Origin of the sequence: Mangrovicoccus sp. HB161399 (assembly GCF_013184745.1) — a bacterium.
Classification (GTDB): domain Bacteria; phylum Pseudomonadota; class Alphaproteobacteria; order Rhodobacterales; family Rhodobacteraceae; genus Mangrovicoccus.
In genome coordinates, this window is record NZ_JAATVU010000025.1 from 1 (window position 1) to 22,458 (window position 22,458).

Consider the following 22,458-nt stretch of genomic DNA (forward strand, 5'->3'; position numbering starts at 1 on the left):
CTTGCATCCCCGGCCGGAGGAAACGGAAGACGTCCGTCCGCCACGGCAAGCGCCGATGCAAGCGGCGCCACCGCAGCGGGATCTTGTCCGGCAAGCTGAAGGACTGGCGGAGGGGCGCGACACGCTACGGCCGCTGCCCGAAAACTGTCTTCCCAGCGATCGCCCTCGCCGTAACCGTCATCTTCTGGCTTTGAGAGAGAACGAGTCCTCACCCGAGATTCCCAGCCTGGCCCGGCACTTTTGCCGGGCAGCAAAGGTCAGGCGCAGGGCGTCCGCGCCGCTTGGCGGATTTCCGTGTATCGGCCTGGACCCTGGCAGCCCTCGCGGCATTCGCCGCGGGGCCGCGTGCAGAGGCGAACGCTCGCTGGCTCGGGAGGCATGGGACGCCCAGCAGTGCGTATCCCATTGCACGGCCCGGATAGGGCCGGTCTCCGCCGTTGCGGCAGGGTGCACCCGAAGGCGGCGGCCAGCTGGGACATGCCGTCCGGCCGGGTCGCCGGCCCGGAGCCGGGCTGGGCACTGCGGGGCATCCTGCCGGCGGGGGGACATGCAGCGCAGGCCGCCGCGGAACTTCCGGCAGGAGGCGCGTCTGTCCATGCGGTCCGGTGGGTGCGGTGGCAGCGCGACTTTCCGGCCTTCACGCCGGTGTCATTGGACTTGCCGGTGCGGCCGGTGCTTCCTGCCGCCATGATCCGAGCCCTCCGCAGCGCCCTCATGGTTCTCGTGCTCGCCGCGAAGCTCGCGGCGCTGGCCGTGGCCATTCCCGCGCTGCAGGCCGCCGCCGCCCATGCCATGGATGCCGCGACGGGCGCGCAGGCCGCCGCGGACATGCACCATCCGGGGGGCGGGACGGCCGCGGCTCAGCCCTGCCATGCCGGGGATGCCACCGGGACCGGGGCCGCCCTCTGCTGCGCGCCGCTCGCGCTCCCGTGCTCCGGCGCGGCCGGCGGGACGCTCCGCCAGATCCGCTATGCGCGGCCGGGAATCGAGCGGCTGGCATCGCCGGGGCTTTCCGGTCCCGACCATCCTCCCAAGGCGTGACCGCTCCGCCCGCAGGACGGGCAGACCCGAGACCGCACCTTGAAGAGGACAGACAGATGACCCGATTCCCACTCGTTGCAGGCGCTGCCCTGCTGCTTGCCGCGCCCGCCTTCGCCGAAAGCGCCATGACCATGTCCGGAATGGACCATTCCGCCCATGGGCACGAGGGCTCCGGCGCGGCCATGCAGGGCTACATGGACGCAATGGACGACATGATGGGCGCGATGGCCGAAATGCCCTCCACCGGCAATGCCGATGCCGATTTCCTGGTCATGATGATCCCGCATCACCAATCCGCCCTCGACATGGCGAAGGTGGAGCTCGCGCACGGCACCGACCCGGAAACCCGCGCGCTTGCGGAGCGGATCATCGCTGCGCAGGAGCAGGAGATCTCCGAGATGACGGAAATGCTGGCCCGGCTCGCCGCCGATTGACGGACGGCGGGAGGCCCGGCCAGGGCCTCCCGCATGCTGCCGTTAACCCCGGCTTCACCATGTCGGGCCAGCCTGCCCGCGCAGGAGCGCGCAGGGGGCAGGCATGGCAGGCATACGCGAGAGGCTGGGGCTGGAGGATCCCTTCGCCAGCTACGTCCACGACCCGGGCCGGGCCGACCGGCAGGGCTGGAACTCGTCCCATCCCTTCCTCGAGGCGGCGCTGCGCGAGGTGGAGCCGCGGCTGGTGATCGAGCTCGGCGTCTGGAAGGGCATGTCCGCGATCCACATGGGCGGGCTGCTGCAGCGCCAGGGCAACGGCGCCGAGATCCTGGCGATCGACACCTGGCTTGGCTCGGCCGGGCATCTGGCGGCGGCGGGACGGCGGGCCGAGCTGGCGCCGGTGGACGGCTATCCGACGCTCTACCGCACCTTCCTGGCCAATGTCTTCGAGGCTGGGCTGCAGCAGGCGATCGTGCCCTTGCCGATGGACGGCCATTCCGCGGCGCGGGCACTGGCGGCGCTCGGCGTGACGGCCGGGGTGATCCATGTCGATGCCAGCCATGACCATGCCGCCTGCCTGTCGGACCTGCGCGGCTACTGGCCGCTGCTGGAGCCCGAGGGCATCCTCGTCGCCGATGATTACGGGACCTGGCCGGGAGTGACCCGCGCGGTCTGCGAATTCGCCGCCGAGGTGGGACGGCCGGTCTTCGGCTCGATGGGCAAGGCGCTTCTGCCAAAGGCCGAGGGCCTGGGGTTCGAGCTGAAGGTAGCGCGGGCGCGGCGGCGGCGGGGCGCGGCGATGCCGCATCGCCGTCCGGCCGGAGCAGGGTAGAACGGGACGGACCGCCAGCAGAACGGATGCCGCAGATGCCCTCGCTCCATGTCCTGATCCACGCGCCGACCGAAGCCGCCCTGGCCCGCGCCCGCAGCAATGCGCGCAACCTGATGAAGGCGCGGCCCGACGCGCTGGTCGAGATCGTCGCCAATGCCGCGGGCGTTGCCCCGGCGATCGCGACGCCGGATCCCGCCACCGATCCCTTCCTGCGGCTCTGCGGCAATTCCCTGGCCGGTCAGGGGCTGGAGGCGCCCGTCCACCTGGCCGTGGTGCCCGCCGCCGTGGTGCACCTGGCCGAGCGCCAGGCCGAGGGCTGGGCCTATATCCGGGCCTGACGCCGGCCGCTTCGAGGCGGGCCGCTCCGGCAGCTGTCCGCGCGGGCTTTCCGCGGCATGGGGCGCGCCAGCCACCTGATGCAGGCGGGCCGGTGGTCTCCGGCAGATGAATGGTGCCGTGGCCTTGCCTCCGCCAAGGCGGGGCTGGAGGCAGGGGAACTCCGCCGTCTTGCGGCGCGGCACCGGCCGACAGGCGCGCGCGGCTGCCGCGGTGCAGTAAAACTGTCCGGACCCGCCGCTTCTGCGCCCGCGGCAAGGGCAGGGTCGTGCTGCGGGTGCGGCCGTCGCCTCCGGACGGACCTGCCCGTGGGGGCAGCGGCAGTCCAGGTTGGGCAGTGCGGATCGGAGCCATCCTGCGCCGCAGGACGCGGCTCTTTCGCGGCGCCTGCCGCTGCAGGCAGATGACGCGCAGTCGATCATCCCCGCGCGGAGTGGCCCGGTCCGGTCGCCGGTTCTCGTCCGATGCCGCCGCTGCGCCGGGCATGCCGGTCCGGCGGAGCCGGCCGCTCCGGGGCCGTTCAGCCCGCCAGCGATTCCGGCGCCAGCACCGACACCTCGGCCTCCAGCGCCTTTGCCAGCGCCATGAAGCGCGCCTCCGAGACTTCGCCGAACAGCGGCTGCGTGTGGTCCGACAGGTGCAGCACCAGCCGTTTCGCCGCCGGATCCCAGTCGAGCCGCCCCATGTCTTCGTCGCCGCCCAGCGTCAGCATTGCCCCGAAGCGCAGCGCGCGGCCGAGGATCTCCGCCTCGCGCACCTCTTCGTCGGTCAGCAGCGGCCGCAGCGCGTCGAAGCGGGTGCCCGCGCGGTTGTTCTTGTAGCGGTGCAGCAGCGCCAGCCCCAGATAGACCCGCTCGCCATGGCTCAGCCCGCCCATGTTGGCGCGGGCGGCATAGTCGAAGCACACCTCGGCGCGGTAGTCCGGATGGGTGCGCCAGCTGACGTCATGCAGCAGGCAGGCCGCCTTGATCAGCCGCAGCCGCGCGCGGTCGGCATCGGGGAAGAGGCTGCGCACGTAGCCGTATAGCGTGGCGCCGAAGCCCGGCACGCGGGCCGAGCTCATTTCGGCATGGCGGCAGGATTCGATCAGCGGATCGGCGGTGCGCAGCGCTTCGGGCATCTCCTCGTAGAGCAGCCCCTCGCGCAGCCCGTAGGCCGAGACGAAGATTTCCTCGGGCTCCAGCACCTTGAGCAGCCCGCGCAGCACCTGGCCCGCCATCGGCAGCAGCGCCATGCGCTCGCCCGAGATGCCGGCCTGCTTGCGCAGCGTGTAGGGATCGGCGCTGTCGATCAGGTCGAGCGTGGCCGGCAGGGTGTCGCGGTCGAGCCGGTATTCGTGCAGCACCTGCAGCGGGTATTCGCGGCGCACCATGTCGATCTTGGCGATCGCGCGCCAGGAGCCGCCGACCAGGTACAGCCGCGAGGGCTGGTCCGGCATCGCCTTGCGCAGCCGCTTAAGCTGTTCCTCGACGCGGGCGCGCACGGCCTTCTCGGAGCCGAGCTGCGACAGCGCCAGCGGCCCCAGGGCAGAGGTGTCGCGCCAGCCGATCTCGCCCGCGGAAACCTGTGCCAGCTCCATGGACGACCCGCCGATGTCGCAGACATAGCCCGACGCTTCGGGCCAGCCGAGCAGCACGCCCTGGGCCGCGAGCCGGGCCTCCTCGGCGCCGTCGATCACGCGCAGCCGCATGCCGGTGCGGTCCAGGATCTCCTGCTGGAAATCCGGCCCGTCCTCGGCCACCCGCATCGCGGCGGTGGCCACGGCCAGCATCGGCGTGATGCCGAGGCTTTCGCCGATGTGCTGGAAGCGGTTGAGCGCGGCCAGCGCGCGGGTCTTGCCTTCGGGGTTGAGCCGGCCGGTTTCGGCCAGATCGCGGCCGAGCCCGCAGAGCACCTTCTCGTTGAAGAAATAGGCCGGGGAGCGGGCCGCCCCGTCGAAGATCACCAGCCGGACCGAGTTCGAACCGACATCGACGACGCCGACTCGGGACAGGCGCTGGACTTCTGCCGGATCGACCGGCGGCGGGCCGAAAAAGCCTGGATCAGGTGACACGTGCTTGGGTTCCGTTGATGCCAATCCGGTGTCTACCTAGGGCCATTGGGGACGGGGACGCAACCTCCGCGTTCCCGCCTGCGACGCAGCGGCGGCAAGGACCGGAACCGCGCAGCGGGTTGCTGCAGCGCGGCAGGGGCCAGGGCGGTGCGTCGGAACATGATGGCCGCGCGGGCGGGGGCGCAAGGATCATGCTTCTCTGCAGGCCCGCCGCCGATGGGATAGCGGCTACAGGTGTCCTGCCTTGGGACGGCTGCGACCGGCTGCGGCAGCCCGATCCGCCAGCCGGTTTCCCCGGGCATGCCGCGCGGGCGGCCACTTCCGCGGAGCCGCCGCGCTCGATCAGATCTCCGGGCAGTGGCAGGAGGCCGTCATGCGACCGATGCTGCACCGGGAAGGTTGTCCCTCCCGTAACGTAAGGCGCACACGCTGCTTCCGGCAAGCACCGGCAGCCTCTGCGCGGACGTCCCCGGCACGGTCGCCTGCCGGTTCCGCCGGGCCGCTTTGGCCGCCGATGGCGATGCGCCCCCGCTGCGACGGCGGAGGCGCGGATGTCAGTCGCGGGCCAGGGGCGCGCGGTCGGGATCGTTGCCGGGGCGGATCTCCTGCGGCAGGGTGAGCTGCGGCACGTCGCCGATCCCCGCCGAGCCGCGGCCCGAGAGCGAGGGCGTCTTCATGAAGAAGTCGTGGCAGCTGAAGGCGCCCGGGGCCTGCGCGGTCTCGGGACGCATGAAGTGCCCGTCGGGCATCAGCACCCAGCTATGCGCCTCGTCGCGCAGGTTGGCGGCCATGATCTGCTCGACGATCTGGTCGCGCACCGTGTCGTTGTGGATCTCCACCAGCGTCTCCACCCGGCGGTTCAGGTTGCGCCCCATCCAGTCGGCGGAGGAGATGAAGACCCGCGCCGCATCCGAGGGCAGCCCGCCGCCGTTGCCGAAGCAGACGATGCGCGAATGCTCGAGAAAGCGGCCGACGATCGACTTGACCCGGATGTTCTCGCTGAGCCCCGTAATGCCGGGCCGCACGCCGCAGATGCCGCGCACCACGAGGCTGATCTTCACCCCCGCCTGGCTGGCCTTGTAGAGCGCGTCGATCACCTCGGGGTCGATCACCGCGTTGAGCTTGGCCCAGACCTCGGCGGGCCTGCCCTGCGCGGCATGCAGCGCCTCGCGCTCCAGCGCCTCCAGCAGGAAGGGCTTCAGCATGTGGGGGCTGATCTTGAGGTTCTCCAGCGTGTCCGGCTTGGCATAGCCCGAGAGGTAGTTGAACACGCGCGTCGCGTCGCGCCCCAGCGCCTCGTCGCAGGTCAGCAGGCTGACATCGGTATAGATGCGCGCCGTGATCGGGTGGTAGTTGCCGGTGCCGTAATGGGAATAGGTCACCAGCCGGTCGCCTTCGCGGCGCACCACCGAGCTGATCTTGGCATGGGTCTTGTAGTTGGTGAAGCCGTAGACGACATGCACGCCGGCCCGTTCCAGCATCCGGCTCTGGCGGATGTTGGCAGCCTCGTCGAAGCGCGCCTTGAGCTCGACCAGCGCGGTGACCGACTTGCCGTCCTCGGCCGCCTCGCAGAGCGCCGCCACGATCGGGCTGTCGCGCGAGGTGCGGTAGAGGGTCTGCTTGATCGCCAGCACGTTCGGATCGCGCGCCGCCTGCTGCAGGAAGCGCACCACCATGTCGAAGCTCTCGTAGGGGTGGTGCAGCAGCATGTCCTTCTGGTGGACCGCGCCGAAGATGTCGCCGTCGAAATCCTGCACCCGTTCCGGGACGCGCGGCGTGTAGGACGGCCACAGCAGGTCCGGCCGGTTGTCGAGCACCAGCTCCTTGAGGTCGACGACGCCGATCATCCCCTTGATGTCGACGACTTCCTCGTCCTTCAGCCCGGTCTCGCGCACGATCATCCGGCGCAGCTCCGCCGGCGCGCCGCCGGAGATCTTCATGCGGATCACCTCGCCGCGGCGGCGGCGCTTCAGCGCGACCTCGAATTCGCGCACCAGGTCCTCGGCCTCTTCCTCCACTTCGAGATCCGAGTTCCGCAGGATCCGGAAGGCGCAGTCGCCGATCAGGTCATGGCCGGGGAAGAGGTGTTCGACATGCATCAGCAGCAGCTCTTCGAGCGGCAGGAAGCGCTGGCGGCGGCTGCGGTCCCTGGGCAGCGACAGGAAGCGCGGCACCTGTCCCGGCACCGGCAGCAGCGCGCGCAGGTGGCGCTTGTCGCTGCGCCGCTCCAGCATCAGCGCCAGCGAGAAGCCGCCATTCGGGATGAATGGGAAGGGATGCGCCGGATCCACCGCCAGCGGCGTCAGCACCGGGAAGACCTGGGAGAGGAAATGCTGCTCCATCACGGTCCTGTCGGCGGCGTTGAGCCCCTTGCGGCCCACGACGACGATGCCCTCGGCCTCCATCTCCTTGCGGAGCAGGTTCCAGCAGCGCTGCTGCTCCAGCATCAGCGCGCGGGCATCGGCGTCGATCAGCGCCAGCTGCTCGGCCGGGGTGCGGCCGTCGGCGGCCGGGGTGGTGATCCCGGAATTGGCCAGCTCGCGCAGGCCCGCGACCCGCACGGTGTAGAATTCGTCGAGGTTGTTGGCGGAAATCGAGACGAAGCGCAGCCGCTCCAGAAGCGGCACGTCGGGATTGCCGGCCTCTTCGAGCACGCGCCAGTTGAAGGCCAGCCAGCTCAGTTCGCGGTTGAAGAAACGCTGCGGACCCTCGGGATCGAACCCGGCAAGCTCGGTCGGTTCGGGAAAATCTGAATTCAGGAAATCAGCGGTGCTCAGCGCCGCGGAATTCGTGGGCGGAAAGGCGATGTTAATTCTGGGCCTCCTCGGGGATCGGGTCCCTCTTGTTCTTGTGTAAGGATCTCGCGGATCATGCTGCGGTCGATCCTGCGGTTCCGCAGCAGGTTGGTCTGGTCGAGCGCGGCAACCAGGGCGGAGGCCGCGGCGAAGGACCGTTCCATCCGCTGTAGGGCATATTCCACCGTCTCCGGCGGGACTGCAAGCTGACGGTCGGAAAAAAGCTTGATCAGCACCATCCTGAGCGTGTCCATGTCGGGGTTCGTGACGCGGATCTGTGCAGCCGCGGTAAGCCGGCTCGACAGGTCGGGCAGGCTGAGCCCCCAGTCGCGCACCGCGCCGCGCCCGGTGACCAGCATCGGATGGCCGAGGTCGCGGGCCTGGTTGAACAGGTGGAAGGCGATCTGCTCGCGGATCGCGTCCCCGGCCAGCCGGTGGGCATCTTCCAGCACCAGCGCCGGGCGCTCCGCGGCGCGCGGCACGCTGTCGGCGGCCAGCCGGTCGGCGGAGAGCGCCAGCGCCCCGGTTTCCTGCGCGAAGACCTGCGCCAGGTGGCTCTTGCCGACATTCGCGGTGCCGGTCAGCACCCGAGGCTCGCCGTCCCAGAAATCCGAAGTCAGGATCTCGGACAGGGCGACGGTGTTGCAGGGGCCCTCGAAGAAGCTGCCGCGCGTCATGCAGACCGTGCCTGAAAGCACGTCTAGGACAAGCTGGGCTTCGGCGGCGTCGGTCATCCGGGGCTTACGGGCTTTCTGTCGGGTCGGGTCTGTCGTGCTGCGGATCGGGGGCGCCGGGACGCCGGGTCAGCGCCTCGTAGCCCAGGTAGAGTCGTCCCGTCTTGTACTGGTCCACGAAGAACCGAACAAGAACGCCGATCATCGCCGCCAGCGGAACGGCGACCAGCAGGCCGACGAAGCCGAAGATCGCGCCGAAGACCGACAGCGCCAGCAGCAGCCACACCGGGTGCAGCCCGACGGACTCGCCCACCAGCTTCGGCGTGATCAGGTTGCCTTCCAGGAACTGGCCGAGGAAGAACACCCCCGCCACGGCGCCGATCATCAGCGGCGTGTCCCAGAACTGGACGATGGAGACGCCGATGGCCAGCACGCCGCCCAGGATCGCCCCGACGAAGGGAATGAAGGTCACGATGCCCGCCAGCGTGCCGATCAGAAGGCCGAAATTCAGCCCGGTCAGCATCAGCCCGATGGCGTAGTACGCGCCCATGATCAGGCAGACCGTGCCTTGGCCGCGGATGAAGCCCGACAGGGTCTCGTCGATTTCGCCTGCGATGCGGCGGATCGCCGGGGCGTGGTCGCGCGGCAGAAGTTCGTCGATCCGCGCGATCATCCGGTCCCAGTCGACCAGCAGGTAGACCGACACGACGGGCACGATGACGATCAGCGTCAGCACGTTGACGAAGCTCATCGCCGAGGAGAGCGCGGTGTTCAGCAGCTCGCCGCCGCGGGATTTCAGCGTCTCGATCACCGTGGACAGCCCCTGCTGCAGCGCGGATCCCTCCTGCAGCTGGTCGGGGAAGCGCGCGGCGAGGAAATCGCGGAAGGCCTGCAGGTAGCCCGGCAGCGCCTCGACGAAGGAGACCGACTGGCTGACCAGCGACGGGATGATCAGCAGCAGGCAGATCGCGAAGACCAGCACTGCCACCAGCGAGATCACGGCGACGGACAGGGCGCGGCTCAGCCCCGCGGCCTCCAGCCGGTCGGCCACCGGGTCGAGCAGGTAGGCGATCGCGGCGCCCATCACGAAGGGCAGAAGCTGCGGCCCGAGGAACCACAGGACGGCCAGGGTCAGGACGGCGGCGACGCTCCAGATCTTTGCCTGGGTCTTGGAGGGCAGGGCCATGAAACCTCTCGCTGGTTACCTTGCACGCGGGGCGCGCGGCCTCTGCCGCAGCCCCCTTCCGGACTATAGCGGGAAGTTCCCTTCCGGGGAGGGCCGTTTTCGGCAAATGCCGCGGCATGGCCGCCTGCAGGGCAAGGTTATCCCGACCCTGCCTCCGGGGCGGAGTGACAGGCGGGACCGGACCGGGCACGATGTCCGGATTGCCATGAAGGAGATTGCCCCATGAAATCCGCTCTCGCCGTCGTCCTGCTCGTCCTGTCGGCCGCATCTGCCCATGCCGGGTTCTTCGGGACGCCGACCGAAGGCTTCGGCGTCAAGGGCAGGGCCGAGGCGCCGCCCCCCGACCGGCCGTCCCCCAAGCCCGGAGACTGAGGGGCAACCCGCTTCCCGAGGAGCCTCCTGGCCCGGTTGCCGCCGTCCCCGGAACCGATGCGCGGGAATGGCCCCGGCAATGTCCGGTGCCGCCCGCCGCGGTGACTGCCGATCCGGACGCGGAGGGAACGTCTCCGGCCGGTGCTGTCATCCGGGGCCCCGCGCCAACGGCATGCTTTCCGTGCCCTCTGCCGGGAACGGACCAGCCATGCAGCACCCCATGCCGCGGTCCCGGTCTCGGGTGCGGTCCTGACGATCGGCCGGCCCGCGGCCGATGCCGCCGGCAATCCAGGGGGCATTTCCGGCACCGGCAGCGCAAGCACCGGCGGCGGCCTGTCCTGCATCTGGCCTGCACGGCGCCTTGCCCGGCCCGGGCGCCTGCGGTCCGGCAGGGCCGCGCGCCGCGGAGATGCCGGAGCGCCTGCCGCTCCCGGCGCGGGCCCCGGGGCTTGCGGTGTCCGGCTTCGCCGCCGCTCCGGCCGAAACCGCCGCCCTCCCTTGCCAAGCGCCGCGCAATCGCCGAAAACCCGCCCGACCGTTTTCCAAGGGGACCATCCATGCGCCTGAGCCGCTACTTCCTGCCCGTCCTGAAGGAGACGCCCGCCGAGGCGCAGATCGTCAGCCACCGCCTGATGCTGCGCGCGGGCATGATCAAGCAGGCCTCTGCGGGCATCTATTCCTGGCTGCCGCTGGGCTTCCGCGTGCTGGAACGCATCCAGCAGATCGTCCACGAGGAGCAGGAGCGCGCGGGCCACATCCCGCTGCTGATGCCGACGCTGCAATCCGCCGACCTGTGGCGCGAATCCGGCCGCTACGACGCCTATGGCGAGGAAATGCTGCGCATCAAGGACCGCGGCGGCCGCGACCTGCTGTTCAGCCCCACGGCCGAGGAGCTGATCACCGACATCTTCCGCAGCTACGTGAAGTCCTACAAGGACGTGCCGCTGACGCTGTACCAGATCCAGTGGAAGTTCCGCGACGAGATCCGGCCGCGCTTCGGCGTGATGCGCGGCCGCGAATTCCTGATGAAGGACGGCTACAACTTCGACCTGACGAAGGAAGCCGCGCTGCATGCCTACAACCGCCACCTGGTCAGCTACCTGCGCACCTACGAGCGGATGGGCCTGAAGGCGATCCCGATGCGCGCCGACTCGGGCCCGATCGGCGGCGAGGACACGCATGAATTCCTGGTGCTGGCGGAAACCGGCGAGTCCGAGGTGTTCTACGATTCCGAGGTCACCGATCTGACCTTCGGCGACCGCGCCATCGACTATGACAGCGTCGAGCAATGCCAGGGCGTGCTGGAGGAGTTCACCTCGCGCTATGCCCGCACCGACGAGACCCATGACGAGGCGGTCTTCAACCAGATCCCCGAAGAGCGCCGCCGCGTCGCCCGCGGCATCGAGGTCGGCCAGATCTTCTATTTCGGCACCAAGTATTCCGAGCCGCTCGGCGCCACGGTGCAGGACGCGGAAGGCAACAAGGTGCCGGTCCACATGGGCAGCCACGGCATCGGCGTCAGCCGCCTGCTGGGCGCGCTGATCGAGGCGAACCACGACGACAAGGGCATCATCTGGCCCGAAGGCGTCACCCCGTTCCATTGCGGCATCGTCAACCTCAAGCAGGGCGACGCGGCGGCGGATGCGGCCTGCGAGAACCTCTACGACCAGCTGAAGACGGCTGGGCTGGAGCCGCTCTACGACGACCGCGACGAGCGGGCAGGGGCGAAGTTCGCGACGATGGACCTGATCGGCCTGCCCTGGCGGATCACCGTGGGTCCCCGCGGCCTGAAGAACGGCGTGGTGGAGCTGACCTCGCGCCGCACCGGCGAAAGCGTCGAACTGGCGCCCGAGGCGGCGGTCCACCAGGTCACCGAGATCTACCGCAAGCATCCCTGACCTTTCCGTGCCGGGCGGCAGCGCGCTGCCCGGCACATCTCCCCGCACCGGAACAATTTCCCGCATTCCCGCCGATTTGCGCAGGTCCGAAAATTTCCGCTAGGGCATTTTCCGGCTCTCCCTGTACGAATTGACCATTGCAGCAGCTTTGCTGCGGGTTGAGGAGATTGAGAGATGTTCCAACGTGCCCTGGCCGAGTTCCTGGGAACTTTCTGGCTTGTATTTGCGGGTTGCGGCAGCGCGATCCTGTCGGCGGGCGTTGCCGATGTCGGGATCGGCTGGCTCGGCGTCAGCCTCGCCTTCGGGCTTTCCGTCACCACCATGGCCTATGCGGTCGGCCATATCTCCGGCGGGCATTTCAACCCGGCCGTGACGCTCGGCCTCGCGCTTGCGGGGCGGTTCGATCCCAAGGACGTCGCGCCCTACTGGCTGTCGCAGGTTGCGGGCGCCATTGCCGCCGCGGCGCTGCTCTATTTCATCGCCGCCGCGCAGGACGGCTTTGCCGGGACCGGCGGCTTTGCCACCAACGGCTTTGCAGAGGCCTCGCCCGAGCATTACGGCATGGTGGCGGCCATCGTCACCGAGATCGTGCTGACCGCCATCTTCGTGATCGTGATCCTCGGGGCCACCGCGCCGCGCGCGCCCGCGGGCTTCGCGCCGCTGGCGATCGGCCTGACGCTGACGCTGATCCACATGATCTCGATCCCGATCGACAACACCTCGGTGAACCCGGCGCGATCCACCGGCGTGGCGCTCTTCGCCGAGGGACCGGCGCTGCTCCAGCTCTGGGTCTTCTGGGTCGCGCCGCTGGCAGGGGCCGCGCTGGGCGCGTTCATCTGGCAGGGGCTCGAGGGCGACGATCCCTACGGCATGCGCCATCCGGCCGAATGACCTTCCGGGGCGGGGCCGTCCGGTCCCGCCTCCGCCTCAGATGCTGGCAGCGAGGACGCGGCTGATCTGGCTCAGCCCGCGGCCCGATTCCGCCGCCCAGGCGTTGAAGGCGGCCTGCACCTTCTCCATCGAAGATTTCGACCCCGGCGCCTTGTCGACCACGCCTTCGGCGACCAGCCGCGCGGTGACGTCCTTCGACAGGACCCAGCCGTCGCGCCCCAGCGTCCTGAGCGCATAGGGCCCGGTGCTTCCGCCCAGCCGCGAACCGCGGTCCTTCAGCATCGCCACCAGCTTGTGGTACTCCGTGCCCGGCCAGTCCGCCACCACGCGGCCTATCCCGCCCTCGGCGCGCAGCTCGCGCAGGAAGACGGCGTTTTCCTGCACCGCGCGGATCTTGGCGCCGTGCCGGACGATGCGGGTGTCCGACAAGAGCGCGTCCAGCCGGTCCTCGACGATCATCGCGCAGGCATCGGGATCGAAGCCGTCGAAGGCCTCTTCGAAGCCCGGCCATTTCGCCTCGATCACGGTCCAGCTCAGCCCGGTGGCGAAGAGATGCCGCGCGAAGGCGGCAAGCCAGCGGTGCTCGGGGATGGCGGCCAGCGCCTCCGGCGCGATCGGCACCGGCAGCAGCGCCTCCATCGCGGCGGCGCCGCCCTTGCGGTCCGCCGCGATGGCGTAGATCTCGTCGAAGCTGCGCATGGCGTCCTCCCGGCCGGATTCGCGTGCAGTCTAGTCTGCCGCGGCCTCCCGCGCGATGGCGGAGAAGACCGCGTCCAGCTCTTCGGCGGCTTCGGCCAGCGGCTTGCCGCCCTCGCCCGCATAGGGGCCAAAGACCGCGCTCGGCAGCTTCCAGGACAGCGTCGCCGTGCCGTCCGGATTCTCGGTCACGTACATCCGCAGCGGCGCCTCGATCATCGCGGCGGTGGAGAGTCGCAGGATCCGAACGGCGTAGTCGTTGCTGAAGATGCCGATCACGCGGTTGCCGGGGATGTCGATGCCGCGCGCCTCCGCGGCCTCGGTGGGGCCGGCCTCGGTGACCACGGCCATGCCCTCGGCCGTGGCGGCGGCTTTCACCGCGGCGACGAGCCGGGAATAGCTCTTAGAGGTGTCGATGCTGCCCCAGCCGGGGCGGTCGATCGCGGCGGCAGCGGGCAGGGCGGCCGCAAGGGCGAGGCAGAGGGCAAGGGCGAGGCGCAGCATGGTAGTCTCCTTCCTGGAGGCGATCCTGCCACGCTCCGCCGCTCCGGCACAGTCACTCGCCTGCGAGGTCAGTTGCAGATTCCCTGGATCTTGGCGCCGCTCCAGGGGATGCGGACATCCCCGGCGGCTTCCTCGGACTGCATGCCCGGAAAATAGGGATCGAGCATGTCGCGCAGCCGCCCGGTGCGGGCGCCCTCGGGATCGAGTGCCCGGCAGCAGACATATTCCTCCACAAGGCTGGCCTGCTGTTCGTAGCCGTAATCGAGGAAGTCGCGGTCCCCGGCGATCTCGAACAGGTAGGGATCCTCGCTGACGCCGTGCTCGGCCGCGGCCTTCCAGGGGGCGTAGCCGGTCACCTTGCGCTGCTGCCACTGCCAGACATGGGTGGCCTCGTGCGCCAGGAACATGGCGCGGGCCAGCGGCAGGGTGTCGGGGTATTCCTCCAGGAAATCCGAGTCGTAGAGCCGCCGGGCGATCATGATCCGGTCGAAGGCGGTGACGCCGCCGACATAGCCGGTCACCGTGCCCTTCTCGGGCGGCCAGATCTTCTCGCGGCAGGTCAGCGAGGGCCGGGCGGGCCGGGTCATCGGCCAGGTCCCGATGAAGGCGCCCTTGGCCAGCGTGATCTGCCCGGCATCGAGCCCCGGCCCCAGCGTGGAGCCGAGGAAGCTCTTCTCGGTCTCGGTCAGGTAGCGCGTCGTGCAGCCCGCAAGCAGCAAGAGCGCGGCCAGGACCAGGACCCTAGGCAATGATTTCGAACTTGGTGACATCGACCATGCCCCGGTCCGTGATCTTCAGCGCCGGGATGACCGGCAGGGCGAGGAAGGCGAGCTGCAGGAAGGGCTCCTCCAGCTTGACGCCCAGGGACGTCGCGGCGGCGCGCAGCTCGACCAGCCGGTCGCGGACCTCCTCGAAGGGCGAAAGGCTCATCAGCCCGGCCACCGGCAGCGCCAGCTCGGCGAGGATCTCGCCGCCCTTGGCGACGACGAAGCCGCCCTCGATCTCGCTCAGCCGGTTCGCCGCCAGCGCCATGTCGGCGTAGTCCGCGCCGACCACGGCGATGTTGTGGTGGTCGTGGCAGACGGTGGAGGCGATCGCCCCGGCCTTCATCCCGAAGCCCTTGACGAAGCCGTTGGCGATGTTGCCGTTCTTGCCGTGGCGCTCGATCACGGTGATGCGCATCAGGTCGCGCTTGGTGTCGGGCTTCTTGTCGCCGTCGGCGATGGCGATGGTCTGCTGCAGGTGGTCGGTCAGGATCTGCCCCTCGCGGATGCCGATCACGTCGGTGGTTTCGGCGTTCCCGGCGAGGCGGAAGCTCTCGGCCTCGACCTCGGGCGCGCGGACCGATCCGCGGCCGATCGGCTGCACCGGCGTGCGCGTGGCAAAGGCGGCATCGGTGACTTCCACGCCCGCGGCCAGGACCAGCTGGGCATGGCAGCCCTCCAGGCTGTCGATGGCGACGATGTCGGCGCGCTTGCCCGGCGCGATCATGCCGCGGTCCTTCAGCCCGAATGCCTCCGCCGCCGAAAGGGTCGCGGCGCGGTAGGCGGCGAGCGGCGGGGTGCCGAGCGAGATCAGCGTGCGGATCATGTAGTCGAGATGGCCGTGCTCGGCGATGTCCAGCGGGTTCCGGTCGTCGGTGCACAGGCACATGTAGGGCGAGGTGCGCTCGGTCAGCAGCGGCTGCAGCGCATGCATGTCCTTCGAGACGGAGCCCTCGCGGATCAGGATGCGCATGCCCTTGCGCAGCTTCTCCAGCGCTTCCTCGGGATTGGTTGCCTCGTGCTCGGTGCGGATGCCCGCCGAGACATAGGCGTTGAGGTCCTTGCCCGACAGCAGCGGCGCATGCCCGTCGATATGGCCGCGCTGGTAGAGCCTGAGTTTGGCCAGCGCTGCCGGGTCGCGGTGGATCACGCCGGGGTAGTTCATGAACTCGGCCAGCCCGATCCCCGACGGATGCCCCATCAGCGGCCTGAGGTCCGAGGCCTCCAGCTTGGCGCCCGCGGTCTCCATGTGGGTCGATGGCACGCAGGAGCTGATCTGGACGCGCAGGTCCATCAGCGTGTGGCGCGAGCATTCCTGGAACCAGCGGATGCCCTTGGCGCCCAGCACGTTGGCGATCTCGTGCGGGTCGCAGATCGCGGTGGTGACGCCGCGCGGGGTGACGCAGCGGTCGAATTCCATCGGCGTGACCAGCGAGCTCTCGACATGCAGATGCGTGTCGATGAAGCCCGGCACGAGGATCTGGCCGGTGACGTCGATCACCTTCTCGGCCTCGTATTCCGCGCAGATGCCGACGATCGTGTCGCCGCAGATCGCGACGTCGCCGTCCAGCAGCTCGCCGGTGACGAGGTCCAGCACCTGTCCGCCGCGCAGCACCAGATCGGCGGGCTGGTCGCCCCGTCCTTGCGCGATTCGGTTTTCGAGATCTGACATGGGGGCGCGTCTCCGGCGGCATCTGTTCGGCGCGATTATGTCGGAGCCCGAAGCGATTGGAAAGGCGGCCGCGTGCGCCGAAAGCCGCGGATTCGCGCAGCTTCCGGGTCGCGCCGGCGGCGGCCCGGTGCTGTGATCGGGGCAGGACAAACGCCTTCGGGAGGGCCGGAAGATGCAGCTTCAGGGAAAGACGGCGATCGTGACCGGGGCCAGCAGCGGGATCGGCGCGGCAGCGGCGCGAATCTTTGCCGCGGAGGGTGCGCGGGTGGTTCTGGGCGCGCGGCGGGGCGACGCGCTGGAGGCGCTGGCCCAGGACGTCCGCGCGGCAGGCGGCGAGGCGGCCTGGCTGGCCGGGGACGTGCGCGACGAGGCGTTCGCCGCCGCGCTGGTCCGGCTGGCCTGCACGCGCTTCGGCGGGCTCGATGCCGCCTTCAACAATGCCGGGATCACCGGCGCGCTGGGACCGGTGCCGCAGATGGCCCGTCCGGACTGGGAGGAGGTGCTCGAGGTCAACCTGACCGCGGCCTTCCTGGCCGCCAAGCACCAGATCCCGGCCCTGCTGGCGCGGGGCGGCGGGTCGCTGGTCTTCACCTCGTCCTTCGTCGGGCAGGGGATCGGCCTGCCGGGCATGGCCGCCTATGCCGCCGCCAAGGCGGGGCTGGCCGGGCTGGTGCAGGTCCTGGCGGCCGAGCACGGCGCGGCGGGGCTGCGGGCCAACGCGCTGCTGCCCGGCGGCACGATGACGCCGATGGCGGGCACCGATCCGGCCTTCCACGCGGCAGTGCGCGGAATGCATGCGCTCGGGCGGATGGCCGCGCCGGAGGAGATCGCCCGGGCGGCGCTGTTCCTGGTCTCGGACCAGTCGTCGTTCGTCACCGGTTCGGCGCTCTATGCCGATGGCGGCAACGCGATCTTCAAGATGCCGCCGCCCGCGGAGGCCGCGCAGGGCGCGGGCGCGTGATCTCCGCCCGGCCTGCTTGCGCCGGACCTGTCGCTGCGTTGGCACCGCCGGGCGCAGGGCTGGCCGGACGGATCAGGGCTGGCCGGGCGGATATCGGCACGGTGCCGCCCGGCGGCCCTTGGCGGCGGGACGGCGCGGGGCTAAGACTGGCCTCCCGCAACAGGAGGATCCGCCTTGGACCAGACCGCCGACCGCATCGCCCGCTCCATTGCCTCGGAAATCAGCGCCACGCCGAAGCAGGTCGCGGCGGCGGTGGAGCTGCTCGACGGCGGCGCGACCGTGCCCTTCGTCGCCCGCTACCGCAAGGAAGTCACCGGCGGGCTCGACGACACCCAGCTGCGCACCCTGTCGGAACGGCTCGACTACCTCCGCGAACTGGAGGCCCGCCGCGCGACGATCCTCAGCTCCATCGACGGGCAGGGCAAGCTGACGCCGGATCTGGCCCGTGCCGTGGCTGGCGCCGAGACCAAGGCCGCGCTCGAGGACATCTACCTGCCCTACAAGCCCAAGCGCCGCACCAAGGCGATGATCGCGCGCGAAAACGGGCTGGAGCCGCTGCTGGAGGCGATCCGCGGCAACCGCGGCGCCGATCCCGAGGCGCTGGCCGCGGGCTACATCACCGAGGCGGTGCCGGGCACCAAGGAAGCGCTGAACGGCGCCCGCGACATCATCGTCGAGGAGCTGTCCGAGAATGCCAACCTGCTGGGCCGGCTGCGCGACTTCATGCGGGCCGAGGCCGACATCTCGGCGGCGGTGGTGCCGGGCAAGGAGGCCGAGGGGGCCAAGTTCTCCGACTATTTCGACCACCGCGAGAAGTGGAAGGACATCCCCTCGCACCGCGCGCTGGCGATCCTGCGCGCCGCCGCCGAAGAGGTGGTGACGCTGTCCATCGCGCCCGATCCCGAGACCGGTGCCGACCGCGCCACCGGCATCATCGCCGCCGAAATCGGCATCCGGGGCGATGCGCCCGGCGACAAGTGGCTGCAGAAGGCGGCAGGCTGGACCTGGCGGGTGAAGCTCGGCCTGTCGATGTACATGGACCTGCTCGGCGAGGTGCGGACCCGCGCCCATGACGAGGCGATCCAGGTTTTCGCGCGCAACCTCAAGGACCTGCTTCTGGCGGCGCCTGCCGGCCCGAAGGCGGTCCTGGGCCTCGATCCGGGGATCCGCACCGGCGTCAAGGCCGCCGTGGTCGACGCGACCGGCAAGCTGCTGGACACCGCCACGATCTACCCGTTCCAGCCGAAGAACGACGTGCGCGGCGCGCAGACCGCGATCCTCGACCTGGTCAGCCGCCATGGCGTGCAGCTCATTGCCATCGGCAACGGCACGGCGAGCCGCGAGACCGAGCGGCTGGTCGCCGACACGCTGCGCATCCTGCCCGAGCGGCTGGCGAAGCCCACCAAGGTGGTGGTCTCCGAGGCCGGGGCGTCGGTGTACTCGGCATCCGAAATGGCGGCGAAGGAATTCCCGCAGCTCGACGTGTCGCTCCGCGGCGCGGTGTCGATTGCCCGCCGGTTGCAGGACCCGCTGGCCGAGCTGGTGAAGATCGAGCCGAAGGCGATCGGCGTCGGCCAGTACCAGCATGACGTGGACCAGCGCAGGCTCGCCAAGACGCTGGAGGCCGTGGTCGAGGACGCGGTGAACGCGGTCGGGGTCGACCTGAACACGGCCTCCGCGCCGCTGCTGTCGCATGTCGCCGGGCTGGGTCCGCGGCTCGCCGAGGCGATCGTGGCGCATCGCGACGCCAACGGGGCGTTTGCCTCGCGCAAGGCGCTGCTGAAGGTCGCCGGTCTCGGTCCCAAGGCCTTCGAGCAATGCGCGGGCTTCCTGCGCATCCAGGGCGGCAGCGAGCCGCTCGATGCCTCTGCCGTGCATCCGGAGGCCTATGGCGTGGCGCGCAAGATCGTCGCCGCCTGCGGCCGCGACCTGCGGTCGATCATGGCCGATCCGGCGGCGCTGAAGGGCCTGCGCGCGCAGGATTTCGTCGATGCGGAATTCGGCCTGCCGACGGTGCGGGACATCCTGGCGGAACTGGAGAAGCCCGGCCGCGACCCGCGCCCCAGCTTCAAGACCGCGAGCTTCGCGGACGGGGTGGAGGACATCAAGGACCTCAAGCCCGGCATGCGGCTGGAAGGGACGGTGACCAACGTGGCGGCCTTCGGTGCCTTCGTCGATATCGGCGTGCACCAGGACGGGCTGGTCCATGTCAGCCAGCTGGCCGACCGTTTCGTCAAGGATCCGCATGAAGTGGTGAAGGCGGGGCAGATCGTGCAGGTGACGGTGACGGAGGTGGACGTTCCGCGCAAGCGCATCGGCCTGTCGATGAAGAAGGACGGGGGCGCCTCGGCGCGCGAGGACCGCAATGCCCGCGGCCCGGGCAAGTCCGGCGGTCCGCGCGGCGATGGACCCAAGGGCGGCGGACCCCGCGGCGGCAAGGCCGGGCCGAAGGGCAAGCCGCAGGAGAGCACGGGCGCATTCGGCGCGGCGCTGATGGACGCGATGAAGAAGAAACGCTGACCCCTTGCCGCGGCGCGGATGGTCGCCGCGGGCCCGACTCGGCTGCCCGCGGAAAGAAGGCCCGACGGCAGCCGGGTCGGGCCTTCCTGTCCCTCCGGCGGTGTTCCGGGGATGTCAGGCGAGGCGGGCGAGGAGCCTGCGGCAGGCCTCCAGCTCGGAGACGGCGATCGACTCGTCGGGCTGGTGGCCGTCCTTCATCGTTCCCGGGCCGCAGACCACGGTCGGGATTCCCAGCCCGGCGAAGAACCCGGCCTCCGTGCCGTAGGCGACCTTGATCGGCCGCGGATCGGGCAGCAGGGCCGCCAGAGCCGCAATGGCCGGGTCGGCGGGATCGGCGGCGAGGCCCGGATAGCTGCCGGTTTCCGCGATGCCGATGCCCTCGGGCAGGCCCTCTGCGATGCGCGCGAGGATCTCCGGGGCGGTTTCCTCGGCGAGGTGGCGGATCTCGAATGCCACTTCGGCCAGTTCCGGCACCATGTTCAGCGCCACGCCGCCCGACATCTTCCCGGCATGCACGGTCGAGCATGGCATGTCATAGGCGGCATCCTGCGCGCCCCCGCGCATCAGCCGGTCCTGCTCTCGCCTCAGTGCGCCGATCAGGTCGCAGGCCAGATGCAGCGCGTTGGCGAAATTCGGTGCCATCGCCGAATGGCCGGGCTCGCCGCGGCAGGTGGCGAGGTAGCTCGCCTTGCCTTTGTGGCCGGTGCAGAGCCGCATCGAGGTCGGCTCGCCGACGAGGCAGAGCTCGGGCCGCCCCAGCACCGGGATCACGCGGCCGATCATCTCCGGGATGCCCTTGCAGCCGATCTCCTCGTCCCAGCTCAGCGCAATCATCACCGGGCGCGACGGAGGCGCCGCCTTCAGACGTCCGGCCAGCGCCAGAGCGCAGGCGAGGAAGCCCTTCATGTCGGTGGCGCCGCGTCCCACCAGCCGGTCGCCGCGCTGGGCCAGCACGAAGGGATCGGTGGTCCAGCTCTGCCCCGCCACCGGCACGACGTCGCTATGCGCCGACAGCAGCACGCCGCCCGGGCCGTCGCCGAGGCGTGCCAGCAGCCCGGCCTTGGTGCCGCAGGAAGACGGCACGCGGGTGACGGCAAAGCCGCAGTCCTCCAGGCAGTCCGAGACCCAGGAGATCATCTCCAGGTTCGGGCCGTTGGTGACCGTCGGGAAAGCGACGAGGCGGGCGAGCAGCTCGGTTTCGGTCATGGCAGGGCCTCATGGGTGATCTCGCCGCCGCAGACGGTCAGCGCCGCGCGGCAGGCCTCCGGGCCCGCGGCCAGCCCGGCCGGATCGCCTTCGAGCAGGACGAGGTCGGCCGCCATGCCGGGAGCGAGCCGGCCGCGGCTGCCCTCGGCATGCAGCGCATGGGCGCCGCCCGCGGCATAGGCCGCCAGCACGTCTGCCAGCGGCAGGCGCTGGTCGGGCACGCCGTCGGCCCAGGGTTCGCGGGCGAGGGCGGAATGGATTGCGTTGAAGGGCGAGAGCGGCGCTGTCGGCCAGTCGGTGCCGAAGGCGAGCGGCACGCCCGAAGCAGAGATCGCCGCCCAGGGGAAGGTGTCGCCCCAGCGGTCGCGTCCCATGATCGAGACGGTCGGTTCCAGCGGCAGCCCGCTCGACCCCGGCGGGTGCACGGGCTGCATCGACGCGGTGACGCCGAGGCTGCGCAGGCGTGGCAGGTCACCGGAATGCAGCATGTCGATATGCTCGACCCGGTGGCGGGAGTCGCGGCGGCCGTTGGCGCGCTGTGCCGCCTCGTAGCCGTCGAGCACCGCGCGCACCGCGCCGTCGCCGACCGCATGGGTCTGCAGCTGCAGGCCGCGGGCATCCGCCGCGATGCAGATCTCCGCGAAGCGTCCGGGCGGGAAAAGCGGTTCCGAGCGGAAGCCGGGGCGGCCGGGATAGTCGTCGGTCCGGAACGCGGTCCAGGTGTCGAAGACGCCGTCCATGAACATCTTGATCCGGCCGAAGCTGAGCCGGCCCACGGGCGTGCGGCAGGCGGCGTCGATCAGTTCCGCGACGCGGGCGTCGCCGTGATCCGGCGCGACGGTCATCGGCAGCGAAACGCGGACCGGCAGGTCTCCGGCCGCGGCCATCTCCGCCAGCAGGTCGGCCAGATAGAGGCTGCCATCCATCATCGCGACCGAGGTGATGCCGAAGCGGGCGCATTCCGCCATCGCGGCCGCAAGCGCGGCGCGGTCATGGGAGCGGGCGGCGGCATCGGCTGCCGGGGGCTCGCGGCCGATCAGGCCCAGCCCCTCGCGGCCGCCGCTGGCGGCATGGCGCTGCACCAGCCCCATCGCCTCGAATTCCTGCAGCTCGCCATTGGGCAGCCCGTCGGCGCCGAGGATCGCGCCGGGAACCTCCGGCACGGCCTCCGTCAGCCCGGCGAGGCGCAGGGCGGCGGTATTGGCCCAGGCGCAGTGCCAGTCGACCGAGGTCATCAGCAAGGGCCGGTCCGGACAGATGCGGTCGAGGCGGTGGCGGTCCGGGCGGGTGCCTGGGCCGAAAATGTCGTAATTCGCCGACCAGCAGCAGAGCACCGGATCGGCATCGCGCCCCTGCGCGTGGGTGGCCAGGGCGGCGCGGAAGGCGTCCTCGCCCTTCACGTCCAGCAGGTTCAGCTGGCCGAGCGCCACGCCGCCGGTCAGCAGGTGCAGATGGCTGTCGATCAGCCCGGGCAGCAGGAACAGGCCGCGCCCGTCGATTGCGCGCGAGCCGGGGACGGGGGCCGGGACGATCAGCCCGTCCTCCATGGCGACGGAGATCTCCGCGCCGGTGAGCGGATCGGTGGCGCCGGTGATGTGAAGGGGGGGCATGGGGTCTTCCGGA

The 22,458-nt window shown here is 70.4% G+C and carries 19 protein-coding genes and 1 pseudogene; 10 read left to right on the forward strand and 10 right to left on the reverse strand.

Annotation, left to right across the window (positions count from 1 at the left end; all coding sequences use genetic code 11):
- The 5 genes and pseudogenes from HCC78_RS33750 to HCC78_RS15310 all read left to right on the forward strand — a co-directional run.
- Positions 1–194, forward strand: a pseudogene (locus tag HCC78_RS33750) (IS5/IS1182 family transposase); the annotation flags it as partial.
- 493 nt (positions 195–687) lie between these two features.
- Positions 688–1,041 (forward strand): hypothetical protein, encoded by a 354-nt coding sequence (locus HCC78_RS15295; protein WP_216671174.1) that lies wholly within the window; start codon positions 688–690, stop codon positions 1,039–1,041.
- Positions 1,042–1,097: 56 nt separating this feature from the next.
- Complete coding sequence (locus HCC78_RS15300; protein WP_172329662.1) at positions 1,098–1,475, forward strand: DUF305 domain-containing protein; 378 nt, start codon at positions 1,098–1,100, stop codon at positions 1,473–1,475.
- Between the two features lie 103 nt (positions 1,476–1,578).
- The gene (locus HCC78_RS15305; protein ID WP_172329663.1) at positions 1,579–2,307 is read left to right on the forward strand and encodes a class I SAM-dependent methyltransferase; all 729 of its coding nucleotides are present in this window, start codon (positions 1,579–1,581) and stop codon (positions 2,305–2,307) included.
- Positions 2,308–2,333: 26 nt separating this feature from the next.
- Positions 2,334–2,645 carry a hypothetical protein gene (locus HCC78_RS15310; RefSeq protein ID WP_253949188.1) on the forward strand — a complete coding sequence of 104 codons (312 nt, stop codon included), beginning with the start codon at positions 2,334–2,336 and terminating at the stop codon, positions 2,643–2,645.
- 518 nt (positions 2,646–3,163) lie between these two features.
- Here HCC78_RS15310 and HCC78_RS15315 read toward each other — a convergent pair.
- The 4 genes from HCC78_RS15315 to HCC78_RS15330 all read right to left on the reverse strand — a co-directional run bounded on the left by HCC78_RS15315 (position 3,164) and on the right by HCC78_RS15330 (position 9,351).
- Positions 3,164–4,696 (reverse strand): Ppx/GppA family phosphatase, encoded by a 1,533-nt coding sequence (locus HCC78_RS15315; RefSeq protein WP_172329665.1) that lies wholly within the window; start codon positions 4,694–4,696, stop codon positions 3,164–3,166.
- Between the two features lie 554 nt (positions 4,697–5,250).
- Positions 5,251–7,473: an RNA degradosome polyphosphate kinase gene (locus tag HCC78_RS15320; RefSeq protein WP_172329732.1), complete on the reverse strand. Its 2,223-nt coding sequence runs from the start codon at positions 7,471–7,473 to the stop codon at positions 5,251–5,253.
- The gene (locus HCC78_RS15325) at positions 7,470–8,225 is read right to left on the reverse strand and encodes a chromosomal replication initiator DnaA (RefSeq protein ID WP_172329666.1); all 756 of its coding nucleotides are present in this window, start codon (positions 8,223–8,225) and stop codon (positions 7,470–7,472) included. Before HCC78_RS15325 ends, HCC78_RS15320 begins: the two co-directional genes overlap by 4 nt.
- A 7-nt stretch (positions 8,226–8,232) precedes the next feature.
- The gene (locus tag HCC78_RS15330) at positions 8,233–9,351 is read right to left on the reverse strand and encodes an AI-2E family transporter (protein ID WP_172329667.1); all 1,119 of its coding nucleotides are present in this window, start codon (positions 9,349–9,351) and stop codon (positions 8,233–8,235) included.
- A 222-nt stretch (positions 9,352–9,573) separates the two neighbouring features.
- Between HCC78_RS15330 and HCC78_RS15335 the strand changes: the two genes are divergently transcribed.
- The 3 genes from HCC78_RS15335 to aqpZ all read left to right on the forward strand — a co-directional run bounded on the left by HCC78_RS15335 (position 9,574) and on the right by aqpZ (position 12,512).
- Positions 9,574–9,723: a hypothetical protein gene (locus HCC78_RS15335; RefSeq protein ID WP_172329668.1), complete on the forward strand. Its 150-nt coding sequence runs from the start codon at positions 9,574–9,576 to the stop codon at positions 9,721–9,723.
- 557 nt (positions 9,724–10,280) lie between these two features.
- Positions 10,281–11,621, forward strand: a complete 1,341-nt coding sequence (gene proS / locus HCC78_RS15340) for a proline--tRNA ligase (protein WP_172329669.1) — start codon at positions 10,281–10,283, stop codon at positions 11,619–11,621.
- Between the two features lie 174 nt (positions 11,622–11,795).
- Positions 11,796–12,512 carry an aquaporin Z gene (aqpZ, locus tag HCC78_RS15345; RefSeq protein ID WP_172329670.1) on the forward strand — a complete coding sequence of 239 codons (717 nt, stop codon included), beginning with the start codon at positions 11,796–11,798 and terminating at the stop codon, positions 12,510–12,512.
- Positions 12,513–12,548: 36 nt separating this feature from the next.
- Here aqpZ and HCC78_RS15350 read toward each other — a convergent pair whose 3' ends face one another.
- From HCC78_RS15350 to ade, 4 genes are all read right to left on the reverse strand, one after another.
- Complete coding sequence (locus HCC78_RS15350; RefSeq protein WP_172329671.1) at positions 12,549–13,211, reverse strand: DNA-3-methyladenine glycosylase I; 663 nt, start codon at positions 13,209–13,211, stop codon at positions 12,549–12,551.
- A gap of 30 nt (positions 13,212–13,241) precedes the next feature.
- Positions 13,242–13,712, reverse strand: coding sequence for a DUF302 domain-containing protein (locus tag HCC78_RS15355; protein ID WP_172329672.1), 471 nt, complete (start codon positions 13,710–13,712; stop codon positions 13,242–13,244).
- Between the two features lie 68 nt (positions 13,713–13,780).
- Entirely contained in the window at positions 13,781–14,461 is a 681-nt protein-coding gene (locus tag HCC78_RS15360) for a hypothetical protein (protein WP_172329673.1), read from the reverse strand.
- A complete protein-coding gene (gene ade / locus HCC78_RS15365; protein WP_172329674.1) occupies positions 14,454–16,148 on the reverse strand; it encodes an adenine deaminase in 1,695 nt (564 codons plus the stop codon). The genes HCC78_RS15360 and ade overlap by 8 nt, the downstream gene beginning before the upstream one ends.
- Positions 16,149–16,320: 172 nt before the next feature.
- On the opposite strand from ade, the gene HCC78_RS15370 reads away from it, so the two are divergent.
- Positions 16,321–17,109, forward strand: coding sequence for an SDR family oxidoreductase (locus tag HCC78_RS15370; RefSeq protein WP_172329675.1), 789 nt, complete (start codon positions 16,321–16,323; stop codon positions 17,107–17,109).
- Between the two features lie 174 nt (positions 17,110–17,283).
- A complete protein-coding gene (locus HCC78_RS15375) occupies positions 17,284–19,629 on the forward strand; it encodes a Tex family protein (protein WP_172329676.1) in 2,346 nt (781 codons plus the stop codon).
- 114 nt (positions 19,630–19,743) lie between these two features.
- Here the strand turns inward: HCC78_RS15375 and argE are convergent, their stop codons facing one another.
- Both argE and HCC78_RS15385 read right to left on the reverse strand, forming a co-directional pair.
- On the reverse strand, positions 19,744–20,835 hold the full coding sequence (gene argE, locus HCC78_RS15380; RefSeq protein WP_172329677.1) for an acetylornithine deacetylase: 1,092 nt from the start codon (positions 20,833–20,835) through the stop codon (positions 19,744–19,746).
- Positions 20,832–22,445, reverse strand: coding sequence for an amidohydrolase (locus tag HCC78_RS15385; RefSeq protein ID WP_172329678.1), 1,614 nt, complete (start codon positions 22,443–22,445; stop codon positions 20,832–20,834). Before HCC78_RS15385 ends, argE begins: the two co-directional genes overlap by 4 nt.
- Positions 22,446–22,458: the final 13 nt, after the last annotated feature.